The following is a 23205-nucleotide window of genomic DNA, read 5'->3' as shown; positions in this document are numbered from 1 at the left end:
CAAAAGGTCCGCCGCGCCGGGCCCCGCGCGCGGTCTCGGCGGACGGGCTGGCGACGGCGGCGATTGCAGAAAGGACGGATGGATGACGGTGCATTTCATTGGCGCGGGGCCCGGCGCGGCGGACCTTTTGACGCTGCGGGGGCGGGACCTGATCGCGGCCTCGCCCGTCTGTCTCTACGCGGGCTCGCTCGTGCCGGAGGCGGTGCTGGCGCACTGCCCGCCTGGGGCGAAGATCGTCAACACCGCACCGATGTCGCTTGACGCGATCATCGACGAGATGGCGGCCGCAGATGCCGCCGGCCAGGATGTCGCCCGGCTGCATTCGGGCGATCTCTCGGTCTGGTCGGCGATGGGTGAACAGCTTCGCCGCCTCCGCGCGCTCGGCATCGACTATGACGTCACACCGGGCGTGCCGTCCTTCGCCGCCGGTGCCGCCGCGCTGGGTGCGGAACTGACGCTGCCGGGGGTTGTCCAGTCTGTCGTCCTGACCCGCACCTCGGGCCGCGCGACCGCCATGCCGCCCGGCGAAACGCTGGAGAACTTTGCCCGTACCGGCTCCGTGCTCGCCATCCACCTCTCGGTCCATGTGCTCGACAAGGTCGTGAAGGAACTGACGCCGCATTACGGCGGCGACTGCCCTGTCGCGGTCATCTGGCGTGCCTCCTGGCCCGATGAGCGCATCGTCCGGGCAACGCTCGCCACGCTCCGGACGGCGATCGGGGAGGAGATGGAGCGTACGGCGCTGATCTTCGTCGGCCGCTCCATCGGGGCGGAGAATTTCGACGAAAGCAGGCTCTATGCCGGCGATTACGACCGCCGGTACCGCCCCGTCGGCACCCATCCGAGGTTCCCGGACCGCGAATGATCCCCCCCGGCCTCATCATCTCCGCCCCCGCTTCGGGCACCGGCAAGACGACGGTGACGCTCGGCCTTCTGTCCGCGTTCCGGGCGGCGGGCCTGACCGTCCAGCCGTTCAAGAGCGGACCGGACTACATCGACCCGGCCTTCCATCGCGCGGCCTCCGGTCGGGCTTCGGTGAACCTCGACACCTGGGCCATGGGCAGGGACCGGATCGCCGGGGTGGTCGCGGCGGCTGACGGCGCCGACCTGATCCTTGCCGAGGGCTCCATGGGGCTTTTCGATGGCGTGGCGCGGGCGGGCGAGGCCGGGACCGGCGCCTCGGCCGATCTCGCGGCGCTGACGGGCTGGCCCGTCGTGCTCGTCCTCGACGTCTCGGGCCAGGCGCAGTCGGCAGCGGCCGTTGCCCTGGGATTCACCGTCCTGCGCCCCGACGTGGCCATCGCCGGCGTGATCCTGAACCGCGTCGCCTCGCCCCGCCACGAGATGCTGGTCCGGGCAGGGATGGAGGCGGCGGGAATTGCCGTCCTCGGTGCCTTGCCGCGCAACCCGGATGTTTCGGTGCCGGAACGGCATCTCGGCCTTGTCCAGGCCGAGGAGACGCCGGAACTCGACCGGATCGTGGCGGAGGCCGGCACATTCATCGCGGCGAACCTCGATCTCGACGCCTTGCGGGCAGCCGCCGGCCGGACGCAGCTGGACGCCGCCGCGCCCGTGCCTGTCACGCCCCCCGGCCAGCGCATCGCGCTTGCTCGCGATGCCGCCTTCTCCTTCGTCTACCCGCATCTTCTCGACGGCTGGCGGCGCGCCGGGGCGGAAGTCGTGCCCTTCTCTCCGCTTGCTGACGAGGTGCCGGATGCCGCCGCGGACTGCTGCTGGCTGCCGGGCGGCTATCCGGAGCTTCACGGCCCGGAACTGGCCGCGGCGGCTCGATTCCGGCGCGGCTTGCGGCGTTTCGCCGAGACCCGGCCCGTGCATGGGGAGTGCGGGGGATACATGGCGATGGGCGAAGCAATCGTCGACCGCGAAGGGCGCCGGCATGCAATGGCCGGGCTTCTCGGCCTGGTCACCTCGTTCGAGAAGCGCCGGATGCACCTCGGCTACCGGCTGGCCGACCTCGCCGCGCAGATGCCCGGGCACAGACCCGGCGCGCGGCTCAGGGGGCACGAGTTTCACTACTCGACGATTCTCGCCCAACCCGATATGCCGCTGGCGCGCGTTACCGATGCCAATGGCGAGCCGGTGCCCGAAACGGGCTCGCGCCGAGGGCACGCCACCGGCACGTTCTTTCACCTGATCGCGGAGGCGACATGAGAGGCTTCGTAAGTTTCGTCTCCTCCGGCCCCGGCGACCCCGATCTCATGACGCTGCGCGCGGCAGAGCGGTTGCGGACCGCGGATGTCGTGCTGTTCGACGACCTCTCCGCGGGGCCGATCCTCGCGCATGCGCGGCCGGGTGCCGACCTCGTCGGTGTCGGCAAGCGTGCCGGCAGGCCCTCGGCGAAACAGGACCACGTGAGCCGGCTTCTCATCGACTATGCGCTGACCGGGGCACAGGTCGTGCGACTCAAGTCCGGCGACAGCGGCCTTTTCGGGCGGCTCGAGGAAGAGATCATCGCCTGCCGCGAGGCGGGTGTCGGCTACGAGATCGTGCCGGGTGTGCCTTCCGCGATGGCGGCCGCGGCGGCGGCGGGTATCCCGCTGACGCGGCGGCTGACGGCGCGGCGCGTGCAGTTCATCACGGGACACGACGTCACCGGGTCGCTGCCGGAGGATCTGAACCTGGCCGCGCTGGCGGACCCTACGGCGACGACCGTCGTCTTCATGGGCAAGCGCACTTTCGGAGAACTTGCGCGCCGCCTGCGCGTGGCCGGCATGCCGCCGGAGACACCTGCTCTGCTGGCCGAAAGCGTCTCTACGCCGGCCCAGAAGCTTGTGCGCGGCACGCTCGGGACGATGGAGGCGCAGATCGCGGCCGAGGCCGGAGACGGGCCTGCGCTGATTCTCCTCGGCCCGCTGGCAGAGGGCTGAGCCCCGTGGACGCCGTGGTGACGGTGTGCCGGTCCTGCCCGGCCGGGCGCGCGGGCCTGGCGGATGCGCTTCGCGCCGCCATCGAGACGGCCGGACTTGCCGATGCGGTCGGCGAGACAGAGTGCATGTCGGGTTGCGCCCGACCCTCGGCCGTCGCGGTGCGGGCGGTTGGAAAGACGGCCTACCTCTTCGGCGACGTGACCACAGCGGATATCCCGAACCTCATCGCCTTCCTGCGCCTCTATGGCGCGAGCCCGGACGGCAACCTTGCCGATGCGCGCCCGCTCGGATCACTCAGGAACAAGGCGCTGGCGCGCATCCCGGGATGATCAAGGTCGCATCCCGCCCCGACGGCGGCGCAATCCGCCTTGACCCGCGTTTACGAATAGTGACACATGGAGCCTGCATGGTGTCCTGAAGGCGCGAAGCGCCGGGACTGAAACGGGAATGGGGTAGGGTGGACCAAAGGCGGCACCCCAAGCCCCAACCGCCCCCGCGACTGTAAGCGGCGAGCGGCCTTCCTGAAGCCACTGGGGAGCGTTCCCCGGGAAGGCGGAAAGGCCGCAGCGACCCGCGAGTCAGGAGACCGGCCATGCGAAACGGCAACGCGAACGCCGTCGGGTGTGACGGCAGGGAGATGAACATGACCGCGATAACCAAAGCCGCCGCCAAATCCGGTTCGGCCACCCTTTCCATCGTCTTTGTAGCGCTGATCGGCGCCACCGTCCTCTTTCTGGCCGGCCACGCCCAGTCGGCGACGCTGCATGACGCCGCGCACGACATGCGCCACGCGACGGGCTTCCCCTGCCACTGAGGCTGGCGGGACACTGACGATCCGATGATCCGACGCATGCTGGCCGGCGGGCTAATCGCCGGCTTTGCGGCGGGGCTGCTTGCGGCCCTGCTGCATTTCGCGTTCGTCCAGGACCTGATTCTCCTGGGTGAGCAATATGAATCCGGCGCGCTCGTGCATTTCGAGACCTCCGGGGCCGCTCCGGCCGCGACGGGGCATGACCATGCGGCCGGCGAAGCCGCCGGCAGCCATGTTCATGGTGCCGCCGATCCGGGCGCCGAAAGCGCCTTACAGCGCAATGCGCTGACGGTGCTTTTCACCGCGCTGATCTACGCCGCCTACGGCATCCTTCTCGTTGCGGGCTTTGCCGTGGCCGAACAGTTCGGCCGGACGGTTTCGCCGGGCGAAGGCCTGCTCTGGGGCCTTGCGGGGTTCGCGGCCTTCCAACTGGCCCCGGCGATGGGCCTTCCGCCCGAGCTTCCGGGATCGGTCGCGGCCGATCTCGGCGCCCGGCAGATGTGGTGGCTTGCCACGGTGGTCGCCACCGGCGGGGGGCTCGCGCTTCTCGGCTACGGGCGCACGGCCCTTTCGGCGGCCCTGGGCGGGGCGCTCCTGGCCGCGCCGCATGTTGTAGGCGCACCGCAACTCGACCAGTTCTACGGCGTCGCGCCGCCGGAGCTTGCGGCCACGTTCGCGGGCCGGGTGCTCGGTGTCGGCTTCGTGGTCTGGGCGGCACTTGGCTGGTTGGCCGGGCGGCTTTGGTCGAGCGCCTCCGCGTGAATGAACGGCCGCGGGCGCCGGTTCGGCGTCCGCGGCGTCCCGATCCATCCTTCAAGGAGACCATCATGCATATCGAACCGGGTATTGTCGACGGCGCGAAGATCGCGCTGAGCTACGCCACCGCCGCCGCTGCCGGCGGACTGGCCCTTCGCGAAACCTTCAACGCCGCACGCGCAACGGGCGCCGCGCCGGTTCTCGGGCGAGCGGCGATCACCACCGGGCTGGTGCTCACGTTCTTCCAGATTCTTCCGCACTTCCCGGTCGGCGTATCCGAGGTACACTTCATCCTCGGCTCGACCCTTTTCCTGCTCTTCGGCGCGGCACCGGCGGCCATCGGCCTTGCGCTCGGGCTCGTTGTGCAGGGCCTGTTCTTCGCGCCCTTCGACCTGCCTCAGTACGGCATGAACGTGACGACGCTTCTCTTGCCGCTCTTCGCCCTGCACATGCTGGCGCGGCGGATCATCGCGCCCGACACCGCGTATGTCGACCTGCGCTACAGCCAGGCCCTCGCGCTCTCGACCGCGTATCAGGCAGGTGTCGTCGCCTGGGTGGGCTTCTGGGCCTTCTATGGCCAGGGCTTCGGCGCCGCGAACATTGGCGCGGTCGCGAGCTTCGGGGCGGCCTACATGGTGGTGGTCCTGATCGAGCCGCTCGTCGACCTCGCCGTCCTTGCCGCCGCGAAGTCCCTGCGCGATCTGACCAGCGGTGCGCTGTTCGAGCGGCGCCTGCATCGGCTCGCGTGACCCGGGGAACCGCAAGCGCGCGGCCCGTCTTGCGGGCCGCGCGCTTTTGTTGTTGAAGCGCGCCCATGATCGAGCTTCATCTCATCGGCATCGGGACCGGCAACCCCGACCATCTGACGCGTCAGGCGATCAAGGCGTTGAACGCCAGTGACCTCGTCCTGATCCCCCGCAAGGGTGCTTCCAAGGCAGATCTGGCAGAGCTCCGGCGCGAGATCTGCGCCGCGGCCATTTCCAGTCCCACAACACGGATCGCCGAGTTCGACCTGCCGGTTCGGGATGTGGCCAACCCCGACTATCACGCCGGGGTGACGGAATGGCACGACGCCATTGCGGCGATCTGGAAAGACACTATCCTCGCCGAAATCGGACCCAAGGGGCGTGTCGCGTTGCTCGTCTGGGGCGATCCGTCGCTCTATGACAGCACCCTGCGGATTGCCGAAAGGGTGGCGCGCGTGCTGCCGCTCTCCGTGCATGTCGTCCCGGGCATCACTTCGCTTCAGATGCTGACGGCGGCCCATGCGGTGCCCCTCAACGAGGTCGGGGCGCCCTTCGTCGTTACCACGGGGCGTCAGTTGCGCGATCACGGCTGGCCCTCGGACGTGGATACCGTAGCCGTGATGCTCGATGGCGAATGCTCGTTCCAGGCGATCGCGCCCGACGGGGTGACGATCTGGTGGGGCGCCTACCTGGGGATGGAGAACGAACTCCTCCTCTCGGGCCCGCTTTCGGACCTGTCCGAGCGCATCGTCGTGGCGCGCGCGGAGGCGCGCGCGCGCCACGGCTGGATCATGGATATCTATGTTCTCCGCCGCGGCTGAGGCCACGACGCGGGCTCAGTCTCGGCGGATCGTATCGCCCGGTTGAAGCACCGGCGTCAGTTCCACCCGCTCGCCGCCGATGAGACCGCTTTCGCTGTGCCCGGCGATTATTGCCGCCGCCCGCCGCCCGATCTCGTGCCGGCAGGCGTCCATCGTGGCCAGGCGGCGTGGCAAACCTTCCAGGAGATCGACGCCATTAAACCCGGCGAGTCCCAGCTTGCCCGGCACGTCGATCCCGTTCTCGAGACAGTAGAGCAGCCCTCCAGCCCCGATCATGTCATTGGAATAGTACAGGAAATCGAGATCCGGATTGCGCTTGAGGATTGCCTCCGTCATCTCGCGCCCCTTCAGCAAGGCCGACCCGCCAGAGTAGAATTCCCGGTCCGCAAGCTCCAGCCCCGCCTCGGCAAGGCCCGCCTCGAACCCCTCCATCCGCTTCCGCGCCCGGTGGTCGTGCGGCATCTTCGTGCCGAGGAACCCGATCCGGCGATACCCTGCCTTCACGATGGCCCGCGCCATCTCCAGCCCCGCGCGCTTGTGCGAGATGCCGACGACCGAGTCGATCGCCTCGCCGTCCACGTCCATGATCTCGACGATCGGGATGCCCGCGTTCTGGAGCATGGCTCGGGCCGAGTCGCTGTGTTCGAGCCCGGCGATGATGACGCCGGAGGGCCGCCACGAGAGCATCTCGTAAAGCACCGCCTCCTCACGCTCGGACGAATAGTTCGTCACGCCGAAGACGGGCTGAAGGCCACTGTCCTCCAGCTCTTCCGAAATGCCGCTCAGCACTTCCGGAAAGACGAGGTTTGACAGAGACGGCACGACGACCGCGACAAGGTTCACCCGCTGCGAGGCGAGCGCCCCGGCGATCTTGTTCGGAACGTAGCCGAGCCGCCGCGCCGCCTCCAGCACGCGTTCGCGGGTGGAATCGGACACGTCGCCACGATTGCGAAGCACGCGACTTACGGTCATCTCCGATACGCCGGAGGCTTCGGAAACATCGCGCAATGTCAGCGTCCTGCGCGGTTCGGCCTGATTGTTCATTCCCGAAGCATCCCTCGCAGCGAAATATTCTTACTGATTAGCGCCAAAGTCGCGCGGCTCCAAGTGCGGAAGCACACGATGTTTAGCGTTAACAACCCCGGGCCCGGCGGGCCGTCTCAAGCTTCCGTGTGACCGGCAGCAAGATTGCGGAGTCTTGCGGGATCGAGGACGACGACGGTATTGGCGTCGTCGAGCGCCAGGATGCGCCGGCCCCGAAGCTCGGTGAAGGACCGGCTCACTGTCTCCGGCGTCAGCCCGAGGTAGTCGGCGATGTCTGTCCGGTTCATCGCCAGCCGCACCACCTGGTAGCGGCCGAGGGGCTCGGCAATCCGGTCGAGCAGCAGCGTGACGAACGCAGCCGTCCTTTCGAGCGCGAGTCTGCGCCCGATCAGCAGGAAGTGGTCCTGCAACCGACGGATCTCCTGAAGTGCCGCGTCCAACAGGAACTGTTGTCTGTCCGAAGTCCGATCAGGCCCGGCATGATCGGGGAAGCGATGCGCGAGAAGCTCGCACTCCGTTATCGCCTCGCATTCGGTTGTGTGCCGGCCGCAGTCCGGCAGCCCGACGACATCGCCGGGAAAGGCAAAGGAAATGACCTGGCGCCGCCCGTCCGTCTGCATGCGCGAAAGTCGCATCACACCCGTGCCGATCTGGTAGACATGGTGCGCACCGTCGCCTTCATGGAAGAGCGGTTGGCCGAGGCGGAGCCGGCGTGGCATCGGGTCCGAAGGCAAGGTGCGTGGCAGCCTGCGCACGCCGTCCGCATCCTCGAATGGCCGGACCCGTCTGAGCATGGCTGACTGCATGGCGACCCCCCCTGTTGCTTGAGGGAAGGCTGCTATGGCAAGGTAATCGCAGTATCTCGACCAGTGTATCAAATTGTATTCCGCCGCCGTCGGGTTAGGTCGGCACGTTGACACGGATGGGCCGCCATCTATTTCGGAACTGAGCACTGGATGGACACGCGGGGTCGACATGGCCGCTACGAAGATTCTCGTGGTTGACGACGAGCCCGGAGTACGCGCGCTTCTCCGCCGCTGCCTCGAAGGCGACGGCTATGGGGTGATCGAGAGCGAGACTGTCGCGGACGTGCTGACACGGGTGCACGATGGCGGTGTGGACCTCATTACGCTCGATCTCAATCTCGGTGGCGAAAGCGGCATCGAGATCGCACGCCTGGTGCGGCAGGTGTCCGACGTGCCGATCATCATGGTCACGGGGCGCGGCGACGTGATCGACCGGGTGGTCGGGCTCGAACTCGGCGCCGACGACTACATCGCCAAGCCGTTCCACCTGCGGGAAGTTCTGGCGCGCGTCCGTTCCGTCCTGCGCCGGGCCGGTCGGCGCCTGCCGGGCGACTCGCCCGGGCAGGCGCCCGCCGCCCCGGGCACCGTTACCGATCCGGAGGGCCAGGAGACGCTCGCCTTCGAGGGCTTCGTCGCGCGGCCCGCGACGATGGAACTCCTCGATCCATCGGGCACACCGATCGAGCTGACCTCGGGCGACTTCAGGCTTCTGCAGGTGTTTCTCGAACGTCCACGCCGGGTGCTTTCACGCGAGCAGATCATGGATCTGGTCAGCGGTACCGCTTGGTCGCCGCTCGACCGCACGATCGACAACCAGGTGGCCCGGCTCCGCAAGAAGATCGAGGCCGTCGCGGGCGACCCCAAGTTCATCAAGACGGTACGGGGGGTCGGATACACCTTCACGCCGCACGTGACGCGCGCGGTGTCACCCGCCGCGTCGCGACAGTAGGATGCGGAGCCGCGTGGCGAGGTCCGACTCCCTGTAGGGCTTCTGGAGCAGGGGGAATTCCTCGGCCGCCGTTGCAGCGATCCCGCCGGCGAAGCCCGAGGTCAGAAGCACCGACACATCGGGATGTTCGGACGCGACCCTGCGCGCAAGGTCGTGGCCGTTCAGCGAACCCGGCATGACGATGTCGGCGAAGACGACATCGACATCGGGGTCGGTTCCGAGCAATTCCAAGGCCTCCTCGGCGTTCGCGGCCGCCATCGTCCGGTAGCCGAGCGCCTCCAGCCGCGCGACCGACAGGCGCCGCACGGCGTCGTTGTCCTCGACCACGAGGACCCGGCGGTCCGGCGTACGCCCGGCTTCCGAGTCCACCCCGATGCCGGGCGGCAGGAGCTCCGCGCCCGCGGCGTTCGCCACGGCCGGGAAATAGAGGCTCACGGTCGTTCCCAGACCCGGTTCGCTGTAGAGCGTGGCGTGACCGCCCGACTGCGCGGCAAAACCGTAGACCATCGACAGGCCGAGACCGGTGCCACGACCGGACGGCTTGGTGGTGAAGAACGGCTCGAAGGCCCTGCGCCGCGCCGTTTCATCCATGCCGACGCCGGTATCGCTGACCGATATGCGCACGTAATTGCCCCGCGCGACATGCACCTCGTCCGCCAGAAACCGGTCATCGACCGACACATTGCCGATCGCCACCGTGATGGTGCCACCGTTTGGCATCGCGTCCTGCGCGTTGAGAGCGAGATTGATGATCGAGGTCTGCAACTGCGTCTGATCCACGCGAATCGACCAGACGCCGGGTTCGGCCACCAGGCGAAGATCGACGCCCGGTGCGGCTGTCCGTCTCAGGAGCGACAGCGTGGAGGCCGTCACCTCTGCCGGATCGAGGAGGCGGGGGGACAGCACGCTGCGCCGGCCAAGCGCGAGGAGCTTCGACGTGAGGTCCGCGCCGAGCGTTGCCGCCGCCATAGCGTCGTGGACGAGCGTGCGGGCGGACTTGTCGGAGAGCGAGCCGTCGAGGAGTTCGAGGTTTCCCGAAATGACGGTGAGGATGTTGTTGAAGTCGTGTGCCACCCCGCCCGTCAGCGCGCCGAGCGCCTCGAGCCGCTGCGCCTGCTGCAGGGACCGTTCGACCGCGATGCGACGTGAAAGGTCGTGCAGGATGGCGACGAAGTAGTCGCGGTCGTCGATGCGCGCGTGGCCGACCGAAAGGTGCAGCGGAAAGAGTGCTCCATCCGCGCGCAACCCCTCTACATCGCGTCCGATACCGATCACGCGCGGTTCGCCCGTCCGGATGTAGCGCTCCATTGCCGCCGTATGGCGGCTGCGTTCGCTCTCGGGCATCAGGTCTTCGACAGACCGACCCGGCATGGCGTCGATCTCGTATCCGAAAAGGCGCGCAGCGGCTATGTTCGCGCGGACAATATGCCCCGCCGCGTCGCATACGATGATCGCGTCGACGGCAGCATCGAGCACCGCGTCAAGAATTCCGCCGCTGAGGTCGCCGTCATGCATCATCTGCGCCCGGGTGTCGTGCGGCGCAGTGTTGCCGCGCGGCCTTGCCGCGTCAACGATTGCCGCTCGCCCCGGCGCTCGTGGGAAGCGGCGGGCGGCCCGCCATCCCGATTTCTTGCAGGACGGCAAGGTAGGACAGAAGGTCGGTGAGCGTGATCACCCCGACCAGACGTTGCTGTTCGGCGACGAGAAACTTGCGCCGCCCGGTTTCGGCGATCCGTTGCAGCAAGGATTCCGCCGCCAAGGTGGGCGGCACCGTGTTGCCGGCGTCCGCAGTGATGTAGATGTCGGCGACATGGGTGCTGTCCCAGTTCTCCCGGTCGATCCGCCGGATCAGAGCCGTGTCGACATAGCCGAGGAGGAGGTCCCCCTCCGTCACCGGAAGGAAGCTCACCGCGTTGGGGAGCATGATGCCGTCAACCACCTGCGCCAGGGTGTCGTCGGGGATCGTCACCATGGGGTCGCGGGTCATCATGCTGGCGACGGTCCGCTTGCCGAGCGCCAGTTTCATGACGAGCTGCTGGTAGGTGGCACGCCCCGCGGACAGCAGGAAGAATGCGATGAGCACCTGCCACAGCCCGCCGGCGGTATTGCCGAAGAAAAGCGCGACAAGGCCGATCGTCATCAGCCCGTAGGCAAGGAACTCCGAGATCATGGTCGCCTGACGGGTCGCCACAAGGATGTCGCCGGACCTCTGCCAGAGGGCCGCCCGCAGCACGCGGCCACCGTCGAGCGGGAAGGCCGGCAGGAGGTTGAAGACCGCCAGGACAAGGTTGATGAGCGCCAGGTAATCGAGCACCGCCAATACCGGCGGCGAAACATCGGTTGCCTCGAGCGTCAGGTGCGCGAGCCAGCAGATGGCCGCCAGCGCAAGGCTCATCACCGGGCCGGCAATGGCGATCCAGAACTCCGACCGCGCGCTCGCCGGTTCTTCGTCAAGCTCGGCGACGCCGCCGAATATGAAGAGGGTGATGCCCCCGACCTTCAGGCCGAAACGCCGCGCGACGAGCGAATGCGCCAGTTCGTGCAGGATGAGCCCGCCGAAGAATGCAGCCGCCGCGACGAGACCGAGGCCGAGGTAGTCGCCCGGGCGAAGACCGGGCACCTTGGCCGGGAAATAGCTCCCCGATAGGGTCCAGACCACCAGGGCGGCGATCAGCAGCCAACTCGGATCCACCCTGATCTGGAAACCGAAGATCTCCAAAATCCGGACCGGCTTGGAAAACATCAGCCCGCTCCACGCACTCGTTGCCGCATCCACGATCATAGGAGACGCGACCGGCACACGACTGACGCCGATCAAGCCGAACCTGATTTGCGCGAATCGTCGTCAGCGGGGATTGCCATGCGCCCCCGTGCAGGCGGTTTGCGGCGCCGTTGATGAAGATCAAGGACCCCGGCCCAACCTCCGCTAGTCTGCATAAGACCGGGCGGAGGCGCGCATGGACAGATACCGCGACCGTATCGAGGCGGGGCAGGTGCTGGCCGATCTCGTCGCGCGCCGGAGTTTTGAACGCCCCGTCGTGATCGCCCTCCCGCGCGGCGGCGTGCCCGTCGCCGCCGAGATCGCGAAGCGAATCGGCGCGCCCCTGGACCTGATCATGGTCCGCAAGATCGGCGTTCCCGGACACCGGGAACTCGCGATGGGGGCCGTGGTGGATGGCGATCGCCCGGAGATCGTCGTGAACGACGAGATCGCCCGCCACGCCGGATTCGATCGCCGGGACATCGAGCGCCTTGCCGACCCCGAGCTTGAAACGATCGCCAAACGACGGACAACCTACCTCCAGGGCCGCAAGCATGTGGCCCTGGAGGGGCGGACCGCCATCGTGGTGGATGACGGCATCGCGACCGGGGCGACGATGCGGGCCGCCCTTCGGGCAATCGCCGGCAAGAACCCCGCACGCATCGTCCTGGCCGTGCCGGTCGCCGCGCCGGACTCGCTGGCCCTCCTGCGGCCCGAAGTCGACGAGGTGATCTGCCCGACGCAGCCTGCCTTCTTCGATGCGGTCGGTGCGTTCTACGCGCATTTCGCCCAGACGACCGACGAGGAGGTCGTGCGCCTGATGGCGGCCGCGCCGCCCGGTGCATCCGCATGACCTCCGCGCTTGCCAAACGGGGGGTGCGCCTCTATCCAGACCCTGCGCGGCCCCGTAGCTCAGGGGATAGAGCGACCGCCTCCTAAGCGGTAGGTCACAGGTTCGAATCCTGTCGGGGCCGCCAGCCAATGCCCCAAGATCCGTGGCGCCGCACGTCCTCTGTGCGGGACGGGGGAGGGCAATTGCCGCGCGGCCTGCTATGCTCGCCCCGTCATGGCGGGAGGGAATGATGCGCAAGCTCCAGGTTCAGGGGGTCCACCACATTACGCTGCTCGGCGCCGACCGGCAGACCTCTATCGACTTCTGGGAGGGGCTGCTTGGCATGCCTTTCGTCTTCGATCAGCCGAACCTCGACAATCCCGGCGAGGGGCACCTCTACTTCGACCCCGGCGACGGTCGGCTCATCACCATCTTCACCAACGAGGACAGGGTGGGATCCAGTCGCCCCAAGCGCCCCGCCCCGGGCGAGGTCCATCACCTGGCATTCGCCGTGTCGCGCGCGGTTTTCCTCCATGCGGTAGAACGGCTCGACGAACGCGGCATCGGCCATTCCGGGGTGAAGGACCGGGGCTTCATGGACTCGATCTATTTCCGCGACCCGATGGGTCTGCTGATCGAACTGGCGAGCTACAAGTTCGAGCCGCCCTTCGGCTTTTCCCACGCGGATGTGCTGCACGAGGCGCACTTGGTCCGGGTGGAGCGATCCGAATACGCCATCGCCGACATCCATGTCGCCGACGCCATCGAACGACTCATAGCGCGCCGGCAGGGCTCGCTCTCCGCTGATCGCGGGCCTAAGGACCCCTACGGCGAGACGTTCGACTGAGAGACTGAGCCCGTCGGGCTCACCGCGCCCGCAAGAAGTTCCTGGGCGCCAGGCCCGCGCAGGTGGAGGTGGCGAAAGGGTGTGTTCCGGTGTGGGAAGTCTCCGTGGCAATGGCGCGGATCAGCCGGCGCGGCCTTGGCGCGCTGTGGTCCCCAATGGCAACCGCCCTGCTGCTTAAACCGCATGGTCCGAATGCCATGGCCAGAGAACATGCCGTGGCGCGCCTGTCTGGAGGACCCGGATGGGATCGCCGCTGGCCATCGTCCCGCGACCCCCCTAATCTTCGTCGTCAAGGACAGGGCAGGCGGGGCAAGGACAAGTGCAGGCGCAGGGGCGGATCGCGGTTCTGGACCTCGCCCGGGGCCTGGCGCTTGTGGCCATGGCGAGCTTTCACCTCACGTTCGACCTGGAGTTCTTCGGGCTCGTTCCGGCCGGCACGACGACGACCGGGTTCTTCTGGATATACGCGCGGGCGATCGCGGCAAGCTTCTTCTTCCTCGCCGGCGTCAGCCTGTGGCTCGGCCACGGGCAGGGTATCCGCTTGCCGGCATTCGGGCGGCGCCTCGCGAGGATCCTCGGCGGCGCGGCGCTGGTATCGGCCGCGACCTTTGCGGCGGACCCTGCCACGTTCGTCTTTTTTGGCATCCTGCATTCCATTGCGGCGGCGAGCGTGGCGGGGCTCCTGTTCCTGCGCCTGCCGGCCGCAGCCACGCTCGCTGCCTCGGCCCTGGCTCTCGCCGCGCCGCAGTTTCTTCGGACCGGGGCGCTCGACGCCCCTTGGCTCGCATGGCTCGGGCTCACGACCTACGGCATAAGGTCCGTCGATTTCGAGCCGTTCCTTCCTTGGGTCGCGCCCCTTCTCGCGGGGATCGCCGCCGCGAAGATCGCTGCTGGAACGGGGGTTCTCGCGGCGCTGGGCAGGCACCCGCCCCCGGGCGCAATCGCCCGGGCGCTCGGTTGGGCCGGGCGCCACAGCCTTGCGGTCTACCTAGTGCATCAGCCGGTGCTCATCGCACTTGTCTGGGCCTTCACGCGGATTGCGGGCCCGGGGTGATCCGTCAGCCGAAGTCCACCGGCCGGTCGCCCGCGGCATCCTTCACCCGCGTCGGCAGACCGATCCGGTTCAGAAGGCTGATGAAGGGCCGGGGGTCGAGGTCCTCGACATTGGCCATCTTTTTCACGTCCCAGACGCCCTGCGCGATCAGGATCGCGGCGGCAACCGGCGGGACGCCTGCGGTATAGGAAATGCCCTGCGACCCCACTTCCTCATAGGCTTCCCTGTGGTCGGCGACGTTGTAGATGAAGATCTCGGCCGGCCTTCCGTCCTTGGCCCCCTTGACGAAGTCGCCGATGCAGGTCTTGCCGGTGTAGTCGGGGGCGAGGCTGGCCGGATCGGGCAGCACCGCTTTCACGACCTTGAGCGGCACCACCTCCTGTCCCTCGGCCGTCCTGACCGGCTTTTCGGAGAGCAGGCCGAGATTCTTCAGGACGGTGAAGACATTGATGTAGTGATCGCCGAAGCCCATCCAGAAACGTACGTCTGCCTCCGGGTAGCGGGCGGAAAGCGAATGCACCTCGTCATGGCCGGTGAGATAGGCCTTCTGCTTTCCGACCACCGGAAGGTCCCACTCGCGGCCCACCTCGAACATGCGGTTCGCCTGCCAGGCGCCGTCCTGCCATGACCAGACGGTGCCGGTGAACTCGCGGAAGTTGATCTCCGGGTCGAAGTTGGTCGCGAACCAGCGGCCGTGCGAGCCGGCGTTGATGTCCACGATGTCGATGCTCTCGATCCTGTCGAGGTATTCCTCCTCGGCCAGCCGCGCGTAGGCGTTGACCACGCCGGGGTCGAAGCCCACGCCAAGGATGGCGGTCACGCCGGCCTTTTCGCAGGCCGCGCGCCGCTTCCATTCGTAATTGCCGTACCAGGGCGGCGTCTCGCAGATCTTTGCAGGGTCCTCGTGAATGGCGGTGTCCATGTAGGCCGCCCCCGTCTGGATGCAGGCGTCGAGCACATACATGTTGACGAAAGCGGAACCCACGTTGATCACGATCTGGGAACCGGTCGCGCGAATGAGTGCGGCGACGGCGGCGGTGTCCATCGCATCGACCCCGTGCGCCTGAAACGTGCCCGGCACCTTCATCGCGCCCTTGTCGCGGACCGAGGCGATGATCGCCTCGCATTTGGCCAGCGTACGCGAGGCGATGTGCAGGTCGCCCAGCAGGTCGTTGTGTTGCGCGCACTTGTGCGCCACGACCTGCGCGACGCCGCCCGCGCCGATGATGAGCACGTTTCGTTTCACTTCGGCTGTCTCCTTGTTCCAGGGGCCAGAGGAAGGGGAGAGTGTGACACTCTCACGACAGGCTTGAGGCGTAGTCCTCGTAGCCGAATTCGCGGACAAGCCGAACCGACCCGTCGAGTTCCCTGACGGCGATCGACGGCATGTTCACGCCGTTGAACCAGTTCTTCTTCACCATCGTATAGCCGGCGGCATCGGCGACCGAGATCCGGTCGCCCACGTTCAGCGGGCGTTCGAACCGCGCATCGCCGAAGATGTCACCCGCGAGGCAGGACTTGCCGCAGACCTGATATTCGTGATCGCCCGCCTGCGGCAGTTTCGCCTTTTCGCGGTAGATCAGGAGATCGAGCATGTGCGCCTCGATCGAGGAATCCACGATGGCTAGGTCCTTGCCGTTGTTGAGGAGGTCCAGCACCGTCACCTCGAGCGTCGTCGAGTTCGTGATCGCCGCCTCGCCCGGCTCCAGATAGACCTGCACGCCGAACCGGTCCGAAAATGCCCTCAGCCGCGCGGCGAGGCCGTCGACCGGATAGCCCTCGCCGGTGAAATGGATGCCGCCGCCGAGGCTGACCCATTGCACCTTTTCCAGAAGGCTGGCGAATTCGGTCTCGATCCGGCCGAGCTGCCGGTCGAAGAGGTCGAAATCCCGATTCTCGCAATTGTAGTGGATCATGAAGCCGGCAATACGGTCGACCACCTGCGCGATCTTTTCCGCATCCCATTCGCCCAGCCGCGAGAAAGGCCGCGCGGGGTCGGCAAGGTCGAAGCCCGAGGTCGAGAAGCGCGGGTTCAGACGCAGGCCGCGCTGGATCGACGCCGATTGGTTGTCGAAGCGTTCGAGCTGGCCGATCGAATTGAAGATGATCTTGTCGGCATGGCCCACCGCCTCGGCGATCTCGTGATCGGCCCAGGCGACGGAATAAGCGTGCGTCTCCTTGCCGAACTTCTCGCGCCCGAGGCGAAGCTCGTAGAGCGAGGAAGAGGTCGTGCCGTCCATGTGTTCACGCATCAGGTCGAAGGCGGACCAGGTGGCGAAGCACTTGAGCGCGAGAAGCGCCTTGGCGCCGGACCCGGCGCGCAGCCGGTCGATGATCTCCATGTTGCGAAGCAGCTTCGCCTTGTCGATCAGATAGAAGGGTGTCTGGATCACGGGCATCCCCCCACCGGCCAAAGTGAGGCGCCGATATAGGCCCCCCCGCCCCGGCACGCAAGGGCCGGTCAGATCATGCGGATCGCGTCCTTGTCGACCGACAGCATGTAGCCCCGCCGGGCGATGTTCTTCACCAGAAGCTCCGCCACCATCTGGTTGCCGAGCGCATCCCTCAGCCGCTTGATCCGCATCGCGCCGGAGGCCTCGTCACAATCGGCTGCGTTCTTGCCCGAGATCACCGCCTCGATCTCGGCCCCGGACAGGATGTCGTCGTCCATCCGCGCCTCGGCCAGGACCGAGAGCGTTTCGATGGCCGCGGGCGTAAGGCTGAAGGCCATGTCGTTCAGCACGACCGCGTTCTCCGCCCGGCTGATCAGAAGGGACGAGACCTGGATGCCCTGCCGCCGGATCTCGTTCATCCGCCGGTTCAGCCCGACGATCATCACGAGGAAGACGAGCGCCGCGACAAGAAGCGCGGTCGAGAAGACAAGCAGGACGAAGATCACAGTCCGGTAGCTGGTCAGCACCTCGGAAAAGGTCGTGCCCGATTGCGCGAGAATCTCCAGAAGCTTGATCTGGTCGCCCGTCGTCAGCGCGTCGTTCTCGACGAAGATGCGCTCCACCCGCGCGTTGAAGGCATTGGCATCGGGCAGCGACAGGAACAGCAGCACCGCCGCTAGCGCGAGGATGACGACAATCGCGGCGATGCCCCAGAGGACGACGCGGTTGCCTGCGCGAAGCGCCTCGGCGGCGGCGCTGGTTGTCTGTTCGCTCAAGGGCGTCTCTCCGGCGGTGTCAGCCGCCCGGAACAATGGAGACGATCGCAAGGAGCGTCCAGCCCTTTGCGGCAAGCTGCGGCGCGAGTGCGGCGGCGGCGGCATCTTTCGACCCGCATGCCTCGTCCGGCAGGCTCGCCGTGCCGAAATCCAGCTTCAGCGGGTTGTCGCGCTTTGCCTTGTACTGAACCTGACAGGCGGCGTCGGCCGTCCCTGCGGCCAGGCAAGCGGCGAGCGCGAGAACGGGAAGGAGACGCGGTTTTTTCATGCCCGCAGCCTGCGACGGACGCACCGGGCTAGGCAATAACAATTCTGACCCGATCGCATCGTTATCGCCTATCGGCCCGGCGTTATTGCCTGCCCCGCCGGGACGGTCGCAGGCTTTGTCCGTGAAATATGCGGGCCGCGGGTCCGCACCGCCGCAATCATGGAGAGCCGTGATGTTCCGCCAACTGACCTCTCGACTGACCGCCACTCTCGTCGCTGCCGCGCTGGCCCTGGGCACCGTCCTTCCTGCCCCGGCTGCGGCGATGGACGACAAGGACCGCCGCCTTCTGACACTGCTGCTGGGCGCCGCGGCGGTCGGTGTCATCATCAACGAGGCCAACAAGAACAAGAAGAAGCCCGCACCGCAGGTCGCGCATCGCTACGACGATGACGACTTCTTCTACGGCGACGACCGCGACTGGCGCCGCGACAGGCATCGCTGGCAGCGTCGCACCATCCCCGCCGAATGCGTCTTTTCACTCCGCGGCTCGCGCGGTCCGCGCGACGTCGTCTCGGCCCGCTGCCTGACAGAGTTCGGCCTGCGCCGTGAACTTCCCGCCGAATGCGCCTTCGAGGTCGACGCCGGCTGGGGCAGCCGCAAGGTCTATGGGACCCGGTGCCTGCGCCAGAACGGCTACCGGATCGCCGAGGCCCGTTGATCCCTTCGAGCAGACGGCGGAGGGGTTCCCCAACATCCCCCGCCGCAACTGGGGGGCGGACGCGCCTGCGTCCGCCCCTTTTTTCATGTGCACCTTGCGGGCCGCGAGGTTTCGCGCAAGGTGAACCCATGTCGCAAGCGCCCGATCTAGCCTTCGAGAACGCCGCCCGCGCCCGCGGGTTCCGGCGGGTCGCGGGGGTGGACGAGGTTGGCCGCGGCCCGCTCTCGGGGCCCGTCGTCGCCGCCGCGGTGCGGCTCGATCCGGCGAAGGTTCCAGCGGGGCTCAACGATTCCAAGAAGCTCACCGCGCCCCGGCGCACAGCGCTCTTCGAGGAGATCCGGGCCGTGGCGGACGTGTCCATCGCCGAGGCCAGCGTGGCGGAGATCGACGCTCTCAATATCCTCGAGGCGAGCCACCTCGCCATGTGCCGTGCCATCGCCGGCCTCGGCGAGGCGCCCGACCATCTCCTGATCGACGGCAACCGCCTGCCGCGCGGGCTTCCGATCAGCGCCGAGGCGATCGTAAGGGGCGATGCCCGCTCCGCCTCGATTGCCGCCGCGTCGATCGTGGCCAAGGTCTGGCGCGACCGGCTGATGGTGGATTTGGCGCAACAGCATCCCGGCTACGGCTGGGACAGAAATGCCGGATACCCGACGAAAGATCATCTCCTCGCGCTGCAAAATCTCGGTGTGACCCCACACCATAGGCGTTCGTTCCGGCCGGTGCACAACATCTTGTGCCAAGGGATTTCTATAAGCCGTTGATTCAAAAAAGAAATTGACGGCGAATCGCGGCTGACTCATCTTGGGTCCAACCAAACGGCGCCATAAGCCGGGGATGAGGCAGTGATGACGAAATCCGTGACGAAGGGGGCGATCGCCCTCCCGCTCAACCAGATTCTGGCCGGCGACTGCATCGGGGTGATGCGGTCGCTTCCGGCAGATTCCGTCGATCTGATCTTTGCCGACCCGCCCTACAACCTCCAGCTTCGCGGCGACCTGCACCGGCCCGACAACAGCCGTGTCAATGCGGTCGACGACCATTGGGACCAGTTCGCCAGCTTCGCGACCTACGACCGCTTCACCCGTGACTGGCTGGCGGCGGCGCGGCGGCTTCTGAAGCCGAACGGCGCGATCTGGGTGATCGGCTCCTACCACAACGTCTTCCGCATGGGGACGGAGTTGCAGAACCAGGGGTTCTGGATCCTGAACGACGTGGTCTGGCGCAAGTCGAACCCGATGCCGAACTTCCGCGGCAAGCGGCTGACAAACGCGCATGAGACGCTGATCTGGGCCTCGAAATCCGAAGGCGGGAAATACACCTTCAACTACGAGGCGCTCAAGGCGCTGAACGAGGGTGTGCAGATGCGCTCGGACTGGGTCATTCCGCTTTGCACCGGAGGCGAGCGGCTGAAGGACGAGGCGGGCGACAAGGCCCATCCGACCCAGAAGCCCGAGGCGCTCCTGCACCGCATCCTCGTCGGGACGACGAACCCCGGCGACGTGGTGCTCGACCCCTTCTTCGGCACCGGCACGACCGGCGCGGTGGCCAAGATGCTGGGGCGGGAGTTCATCGGGATCGAGCGCGAGGAGGCCTATCGCGCGGCGGCCGAGCGGCGCATCGCACGGGTGCGCAGGTTCGACCGCGCGGCACTGGAAACCACCACATCGAAGCGCGCCGAGCCGCGCGTGCCCTTCGGCCAGGTCGTCGAGCGGGGAATGCTGCGGCCCGGGGAAGAGCTGGTCTCGCCGCGCGGAGGCATCGCCAAGGTCCGCGCCGACGGCACGCTGATCGGTGCCGACGTGAAGGGCTCAATCCATCAGGTCGGCGCGCATCTCGAAGGCGCCCCCTCGTGCAACGGCTGGACCTACTGGCACTTCCGGCGCGACGGCAAGCTGGTGCCGATCGACGTGCTGCGACAGCAGATCCGTGCCGAGATGGAGGACGGCCGTCCCCACTGAATTCAAGGTTACCGCCGGTGCCTGTGGCCTGAACCACGGCACGAACTGAACCCCGCCGGATTGCACCCCCGGCGGGGATTTTTTCGGCCGCTGAGTATGGCTTCAGCTTGCGCCCCTCGGCATCGGAAGCGTGCCGCGGTTGTAGGCGGTCCAGTCGCTGATGTCGGGATAATGCCGTCTGCGCCACTCCCGGACACGCGGGTTCATCCGCCGCCGCCAGAGCGGCGGGATCATCGCGAGCGCCGTCATCGCCGGATATCCGAAGGGCAATTGCGGCGCCTCGTCGGCATCATAGGTCTGCAGGAGCGGGAAGCGGCGGTCCGGCTTGTAGTGGTGGTCCGAATGGCGCTGCAGGTTGATGAGCAGCCAGTTCGTCACCCGGTGGTCGGCGTTCCAGGAATGGCGGGGCAGGACGTGTTCGTACCGCCCCTCGCCGAGGTGGCGGCGCGTCAGGCCGTAGTGTTCGACGTAGTTCACGAGCTCGAGTTGCCAGATTGCAGCCAGGGCCTGCCACAGGAAGAGGGCGACGCCGGTCCAGCCGCCGATGGCAAAGGCGAGGGCAAGGGCCAGAAGCTGAAGCCCGCCGTAGCGCCAGAAGGGGTTCGACGGGTGCAGAGGACCCCGGCCCGCCCGTGCGAGCATCTGCCCCTCGGCCCGCCAGGCCGAGGCCGGCCCCTTCGTCAGGACCCGCAGGAACATCCTCGGAAAGCCCTCGTTGTAGCGCGCGGTCACGGCGTCGCGCGGGGTGCCGACGTAGCGGTGATGCACGAGCAGGTGTTCCGTCCGGAAGTGGCTGTAGAGGACAGTGGCCAGGAGGAGGTCGCCGAGCCAGCGTTCCAGCCGGTTCTTCTGATGCATGAGTTCATGCGCATAGGTGATTCCGACCGAGCCGGTGATGACTCCCACCCCGAAGAAGAGGACCACCTTCTCCCAGGCGCCGAGATGATCGGTATGGGTCACGTACCAGATGAGCCCGTAAAGCGTTCCAGCCTGCACCGGGAACCAGATGAGGGTGATGAAGCGGTACCAGAAAAGGCTTTCCTCCGGCGTGTCGGTGTCCGGATTCGAGCGGTCGAGTCCCGCAATGGCGTCGAGGATCGAGGTCACGATCCAGCCGTAGACGGGAAGGAGGAAGACGGCCCAGCCCCCCAGGGAGGCACCGGCAAGCGCCAGCGGGATCATCACCAGCGACAGCCAGAAGGGCAGCGCGGCCCCCAGCCGGGAGACGTCATTCGTTGCGGACATGGGCGATCCTCCCGGGTGTCTTGATGCAGTCTAACGCTCCTGGGCGCGCGCTCAATCATCGGCCATGTCTGCGGACGCAAGGTCATGGACCTTGCGCATGACGGTGGGCAGATCGGCGGGACTGAACTCGGACCGCAGGCGGAAATGGCCGCGGTCCGGCGCAGCGTCGCGTGGAAGGAGTGCCGTCATGACCGAAAGCCTGAGGTGGAAATGCGTGAAGGTGTGGCGGACTTCGCCCGCGGCATTCCGCCAGCGTCCGGGGGCAGGAGGTGTGGCAACAGGCTCTGACAGGGCCCAATCCGTGCCGGGCCAGCCGAGCATCCCGCCGAGAAGCCCGCGTTCGGGCCGACGCTCGACCAGCACCGCGCCGTCCTCTCGGACGCCGACGAATGCGACCCCGTGCCTCGTGGCCTTTTCCGGCTTCGCTGCCTTGACTGGCAGACCGGACGCTCTCCCCGTGGCGTGACCGGCGCAGGCGAACCGGAGAGGGCAGATGCCGCAGGCCGGGTTCCGGGGCGTGCAGATCGTGGCGCCGAGGTCCATCATCGCCTGCGCGAAGTCGCCGGGAAGTTCCCTGGGCGTCAGCCGCGCCGTCAGGGCCGTCAGTTCCGGCTTGGCGGCGGGCAGCGGCGTCTCGACCGCGAAAAGACGGGCCACCACGCGCTCGACGTTGCCATCGACGACGGTCGCGGGCTCGTCGAAGGCGATCGCGGCGATGGCGGCGGCCGTGTAGGGCCCGACACCGGGCAGGGCGAGGAGCGCGTCGCGCTTCTCGGGAAACCGGCCACCGTGATCGCCGGCAACCGCCCGGGCACATTTCAGCAGGTTCCTCGCGCGGGCGTAGTAGCCGAGACCCGCCCATTCCGCCATGACCTCGCCATCCTCGGCCGCCGCCAGTGCGGCCACGTCCGGCCAGCGTTCGGTGAAGCGGCGGAAGTAGTCACGCACCGCGGCCACGGTGGTCTGCTGCAGCATCACCTCCGAGAGCCAGACCCGGTAGGGATCGGGCCGCACACCCGCCCTGCGCTCCTCCGGCCCGACGCGCCAGGGCATGACCCGCGCGGACCGGTCGTACCAGGCGAGCAGCGCCGGGGCGATCACCTCGTCACGCAATCTTTATGCCTCCGTCCTTCGCAATCCAGTGGGCAACGTCCCGCCGCTTCCCTAAGATAGCGGGGCGGGCGCGAAAGGACAGTCATGCAGCAGACCGGAAGCGGGCCAAGACGCAGGGGACGGGGATTCGAGGCGGCCTCGAAGCTGCTCAAGGACCGGATTCGTGCGGCAGGTGAGTCTCGTGGGTTCGCGGTTTCGCGGCTCCTGACGCACTGGGCGGAGGTCGTGGGCGAGGAGATCGCGGCCATCGCGCGGCCGGTGAAGATCAGCTACGGCCGGGAAGGAATGGGCGGGACGCTGACGCTCCTCACCACTGGGTCGGCTGCGCCGCTCTTGCAGATGCAGGTGCCCAAGATTCGCGAAAGGGTGAATGCCTGCTATGGCTACGACGCAATCTCGCGCGTGTCGGTGACGCAGACCGCGCCCTCGGGTTTCGCCGACGGGCAGGTGGCCTTTGCGCCGGCCCCGCGCCCCGC

General features: G+C 67.4%; 26 protein-coding genes, 1 tRNA gene, 1 pseudogene and 1 riboswitch. Of the genes and pseudogenes, 17 read left to right on the top strand and 11 right to left on the bottom strand.

Annotation, left to right across the window (positions count from 1 at the left end):
- Positions 1–82: 82 nt before the first annotated feature.
- The 8 genes from cobM (at position 83) to cobF (ending at position 6022) form a co-directional block, all read left to right on the top strand.
- Positions 83–865, top strand: a complete 783-nt coding sequence (cobM, locus tag F9K34_RS07715; RefSeq protein ID WP_291336336.1) for a precorrin-4 C(11)-methyltransferase — start codon at positions 83–85, stop codon at positions 863–865.
- Positions 862–2172 (top strand): cobyrinate a,c-diamide synthase, encoded by a 1311-nt coding sequence (locus F9K34_RS07710; protein ID WP_291336335.1) that lies wholly within the window; start codon positions 862–864, stop codon positions 2170–2172. Before cobM ends, F9K34_RS07710 begins: the two co-directional genes overlap by 4 nt.
- Positions 2169–2888, top strand: coding sequence for a uroporphyrinogen-III C-methyltransferase (gene cobA / locus F9K34_RS07705; RefSeq protein WP_291336334.1), 720 nt, complete (start codon positions 2169–2171; stop codon positions 2886–2888). Before F9K34_RS07710 ends, cobA begins: the two co-directional genes overlap by 4 nt.
- Before the next feature lie 5 nt (positions 2889–2893).
- Positions 2894–3217, top strand: coding sequence for a DUF1636 domain-containing protein (locus tag F9K34_RS07700; RefSeq protein WP_291336333.1), 324 nt, complete (start codon positions 2894–2896; stop codon positions 3215–3217).
- 61 nt (positions 3218–3278) lie between these two features.
- A riboswitch (cobalamin riboswitch) is annotated at positions 3279–3497 on the top strand.
- Between the two features lie 34 nt (positions 3498–3531).
- On the top strand, positions 3532–3702 hold the full coding sequence (locus F9K34_RS07695) for a CbtB domain-containing protein (RefSeq protein WP_291336332.1): 171 nt from the start codon (positions 3532–3534) through the stop codon (positions 3700–3702).
- A gap of 24 nt (positions 3703–3726) precedes the next feature.
- Positions 3727–4461 carry a CbtA family protein gene (locus tag F9K34_RS07690; protein ID WP_291336331.1) on the top strand — a complete coding sequence of 245 codons (735 nt, stop codon included), beginning with the start codon at positions 3727–3729 and terminating at the stop codon, positions 4459–4461.
- A 65-nt stretch (positions 4462–4526) separates the two neighbouring features.
- Positions 4527–5204, top strand: a complete 678-nt coding sequence (locus F9K34_RS07685) for an energy-coupling factor ABC transporter permease (RefSeq protein WP_291336330.1) — start codon at positions 4527–4529, stop codon at positions 5202–5204.
- 65 nt (positions 5205–5269) lie between these two features.
- Positions 5270–6022, top strand: coding sequence for a precorrin-6A synthase (deacetylating) (cobF, locus tag F9K34_RS07680; protein ID WP_291336329.1), 753 nt, complete (start codon positions 5270–5272; stop codon positions 6020–6022).
- A 15-nt stretch (positions 6023–6037) separates the two neighbouring features.
- Here the strand turns inward: cobF and F9K34_RS07675 are convergent, their stop codons facing one another.
- The 3 genes and pseudogenes from F9K34_RS07675 to F9K34_RS19045 form a co-directional block, all read right to left on the bottom strand.
- Positions 6038–7066, bottom strand: coding sequence for a LacI family DNA-binding transcriptional regulator (locus tag F9K34_RS07675; protein ID WP_291336328.1), 1029 nt, complete (start codon positions 7064–7066; stop codon positions 6038–6040).
- Between the two features lie 116 nt (positions 7067–7182).
- Positions 7183–7476 carry a helix-turn-helix domain-containing protein gene (locus F9K34_RS07670; protein ID WP_291336327.1) on the bottom strand — a complete coding sequence of 98 codons (294 nt, stop codon included), beginning with the start codon at positions 7474–7476 and terminating at the stop codon, positions 7183–7185.
- 147 nt (positions 7477–7623) lie between these two features.
- A pseudogene (locus F9K34_RS19045) lies at positions 7624–7785 on the bottom strand (Crp/Fnr family transcriptional regulator); the annotation flags it as partial.
- A gap of 256 nt (positions 7786–8041) precedes the next feature.
- On the opposite strand from F9K34_RS19045, the gene F9K34_RS07660 reads away from it, so the two are divergent.
- On the top strand, positions 8042–8821 hold the full coding sequence (locus F9K34_RS07660) for a response regulator (RefSeq protein ID WP_291336325.1): 780 nt from the start codon (positions 8042–8044) through the stop codon (positions 8819–8821).
- On the opposite strand, the gene F9K34_RS07655 is transcribed toward F9K34_RS07660, so the two are convergent.
- Positions 8798–10339, bottom strand: a complete 1542-nt coding sequence (locus F9K34_RS07655) for a PAS domain S-box protein (protein ID WP_291336324.1) — start codon at positions 10337–10339, stop codon at positions 8798–8800. The two genes, F9K34_RS07660 and F9K34_RS07655, sit on opposite strands and share 24 nt — an antisense overlap.
- A gap of 49 nt (positions 10340–10388) precedes the next feature.
- Positions 10389–11564: a site-2 protease family protein gene (locus F9K34_RS07650; protein ID WP_291336323.1), complete on the bottom strand. Its 1176-nt coding sequence runs from the start codon at positions 11562–11564 to the stop codon at positions 10389–10391.
- Between the two features lie 250 nt (positions 11565–11814).
- Between F9K34_RS07650 and F9K34_RS07645 the strand changes: the two genes are divergently transcribed.
- The 4 genes from F9K34_RS07645 (at position 11815) to F9K34_RS07630 (ending at position 14315) form a co-directional block, all read left to right on the top strand.
- Entirely contained in the window at positions 11815–12435 is a 621-nt protein-coding gene (locus F9K34_RS07645) for a phosphoribosyltransferase (protein WP_291336322.1), read from the top strand.
- A gap of 48 nt (positions 12436–12483) precedes the next feature.
- Positions 12484–12559 (top strand) — tRNA-Arg (locus F9K34_RS07640).
- Between the two features lie 105 nt (positions 12560–12664).
- Positions 12665–13261: a VOC family protein gene (locus F9K34_RS07635; RefSeq protein WP_291336321.1), complete on the top strand. Its 597-nt coding sequence runs from the start codon at positions 12665–12667 to the stop codon at positions 13259–13261.
- A 319-nt stretch (positions 13262–13580) separates the two neighbouring features.
- Complete coding sequence (locus F9K34_RS07630) at positions 13581–14315, top strand: heparan-alpha-glucosaminide N-acetyltransferase (protein WP_291336320.1); 735 nt, start codon at positions 13581–13583, stop codon at positions 14313–14315.
- A 4-nt stretch (positions 14316–14319) separates the two neighbouring features.
- Here the strand turns inward: F9K34_RS07630 and F9K34_RS07625 are convergent, their stop codons facing one another.
- The 4 genes from F9K34_RS07625 to F9K34_RS07610 form a co-directional block, all read right to left on the bottom strand.
- Complete coding sequence (locus F9K34_RS07625) at positions 14320–15561, bottom strand: saccharopine dehydrogenase family protein (RefSeq protein WP_291336319.1); 1242 nt, start codon at positions 15559–15561, stop codon at positions 14320–14322.
- A 52-nt stretch (positions 15562–15613) separates the two neighbouring features.
- Positions 15614–16708, bottom strand: a complete 1095-nt coding sequence (locus tag F9K34_RS07620) for a carboxynorspermidine decarboxylase (RefSeq protein ID WP_291336318.1) — start codon at positions 16706–16708, stop codon at positions 15614–15616.
- A gap of 68 nt (positions 16709–16776) precedes the next feature.
- On the bottom strand, positions 16777–17484 hold the full coding sequence (locus tag F9K34_RS07615; protein ID WP_291336317.1) for a winged helix-turn-helix domain-containing protein: 708 nt from the start codon (positions 17482–17484) through the stop codon (positions 16777–16779).
- Between the two features lie 19 nt (positions 17485–17503).
- Positions 17504–17752 (bottom strand): hypothetical protein, encoded by a 249-nt coding sequence (locus tag F9K34_RS07610; protein ID WP_291336316.1) that lies wholly within the window; start codon positions 17750–17752, stop codon positions 17504–17506.
- Positions 17753–17924: 172 nt separating this feature from the next.
- Between F9K34_RS07610 and F9K34_RS07605 the strand changes: the two genes are divergently transcribed.
- The 3 genes from F9K34_RS07605 to F9K34_RS07595 all read left to right on the top strand — a co-directional run bounded on the left by F9K34_RS07605 (position 17925) and on the right by F9K34_RS07595 (position 20371).
- Entirely contained in the window at positions 17925–18410 is a 486-nt protein-coding gene (locus F9K34_RS07605) for a hypothetical protein (protein WP_291336315.1), read from the top strand.
- A gap of 128 nt (positions 18411–18538) precedes the next feature.
- Positions 18539–19174, top strand: a complete 636-nt coding sequence (locus tag F9K34_RS07600) for a ribonuclease HII (protein WP_291336314.1) — start codon at positions 18539–18541, stop codon at positions 19172–19174.
- A gap of 84 nt (positions 19175–19258) precedes the next feature.
- Complete coding sequence (locus F9K34_RS07595; RefSeq protein WP_291336313.1) at positions 19259–20371, top strand: site-specific DNA-methyltransferase; 1113 nt, start codon at positions 19259–19261, stop codon at positions 20369–20371.
- Positions 20372–20473: 102 nt separating this feature from the next.
- Here the strand turns inward: F9K34_RS07595 and F9K34_RS07590 are convergent, their stop codons facing one another.
- Positions 20474–21616 (bottom strand): alkane 1-monooxygenase, encoded by a 1143-nt coding sequence (locus F9K34_RS07590; protein WP_291336312.1) that lies wholly within the window; start codon positions 21614–21616, stop codon positions 20474–20476.
- 51 nt (positions 21617–21667) lie between these two features.
- On the bottom strand, positions 21668–22729 hold the full coding sequence (mutY, locus tag F9K34_RS07585) for an A/G-specific adenine glycosylase (protein ID WP_291336311.1): 1062 nt from the start codon (positions 22727–22729) through the stop codon (positions 21668–21670).
- An 84-nt stretch (positions 22730–22813) separates the two neighbouring features.
- Between mutY and F9K34_RS07580 the strand changes: the two genes are divergently transcribed.
- The coding region (locus F9K34_RS07580; protein WP_291336310.1) for a DUF721 domain-containing protein at positions 22814–23205 on the top strand (392 nt) is incomplete at its 3' end.

Origin of the sequence: Albidovulum sp., from assembly GCF_008933605.1 — a bacterium.
GTDB lineage: Bacteria > Pseudomonadota > Alphaproteobacteria > Rhodobacterales > Rhodobacteraceae > Albidovulum.
The sequence above is the reverse complement of the archived record's forward strand: the minus strand, read 5'-3'. Positions and strand labels throughout refer to the sequence as shown.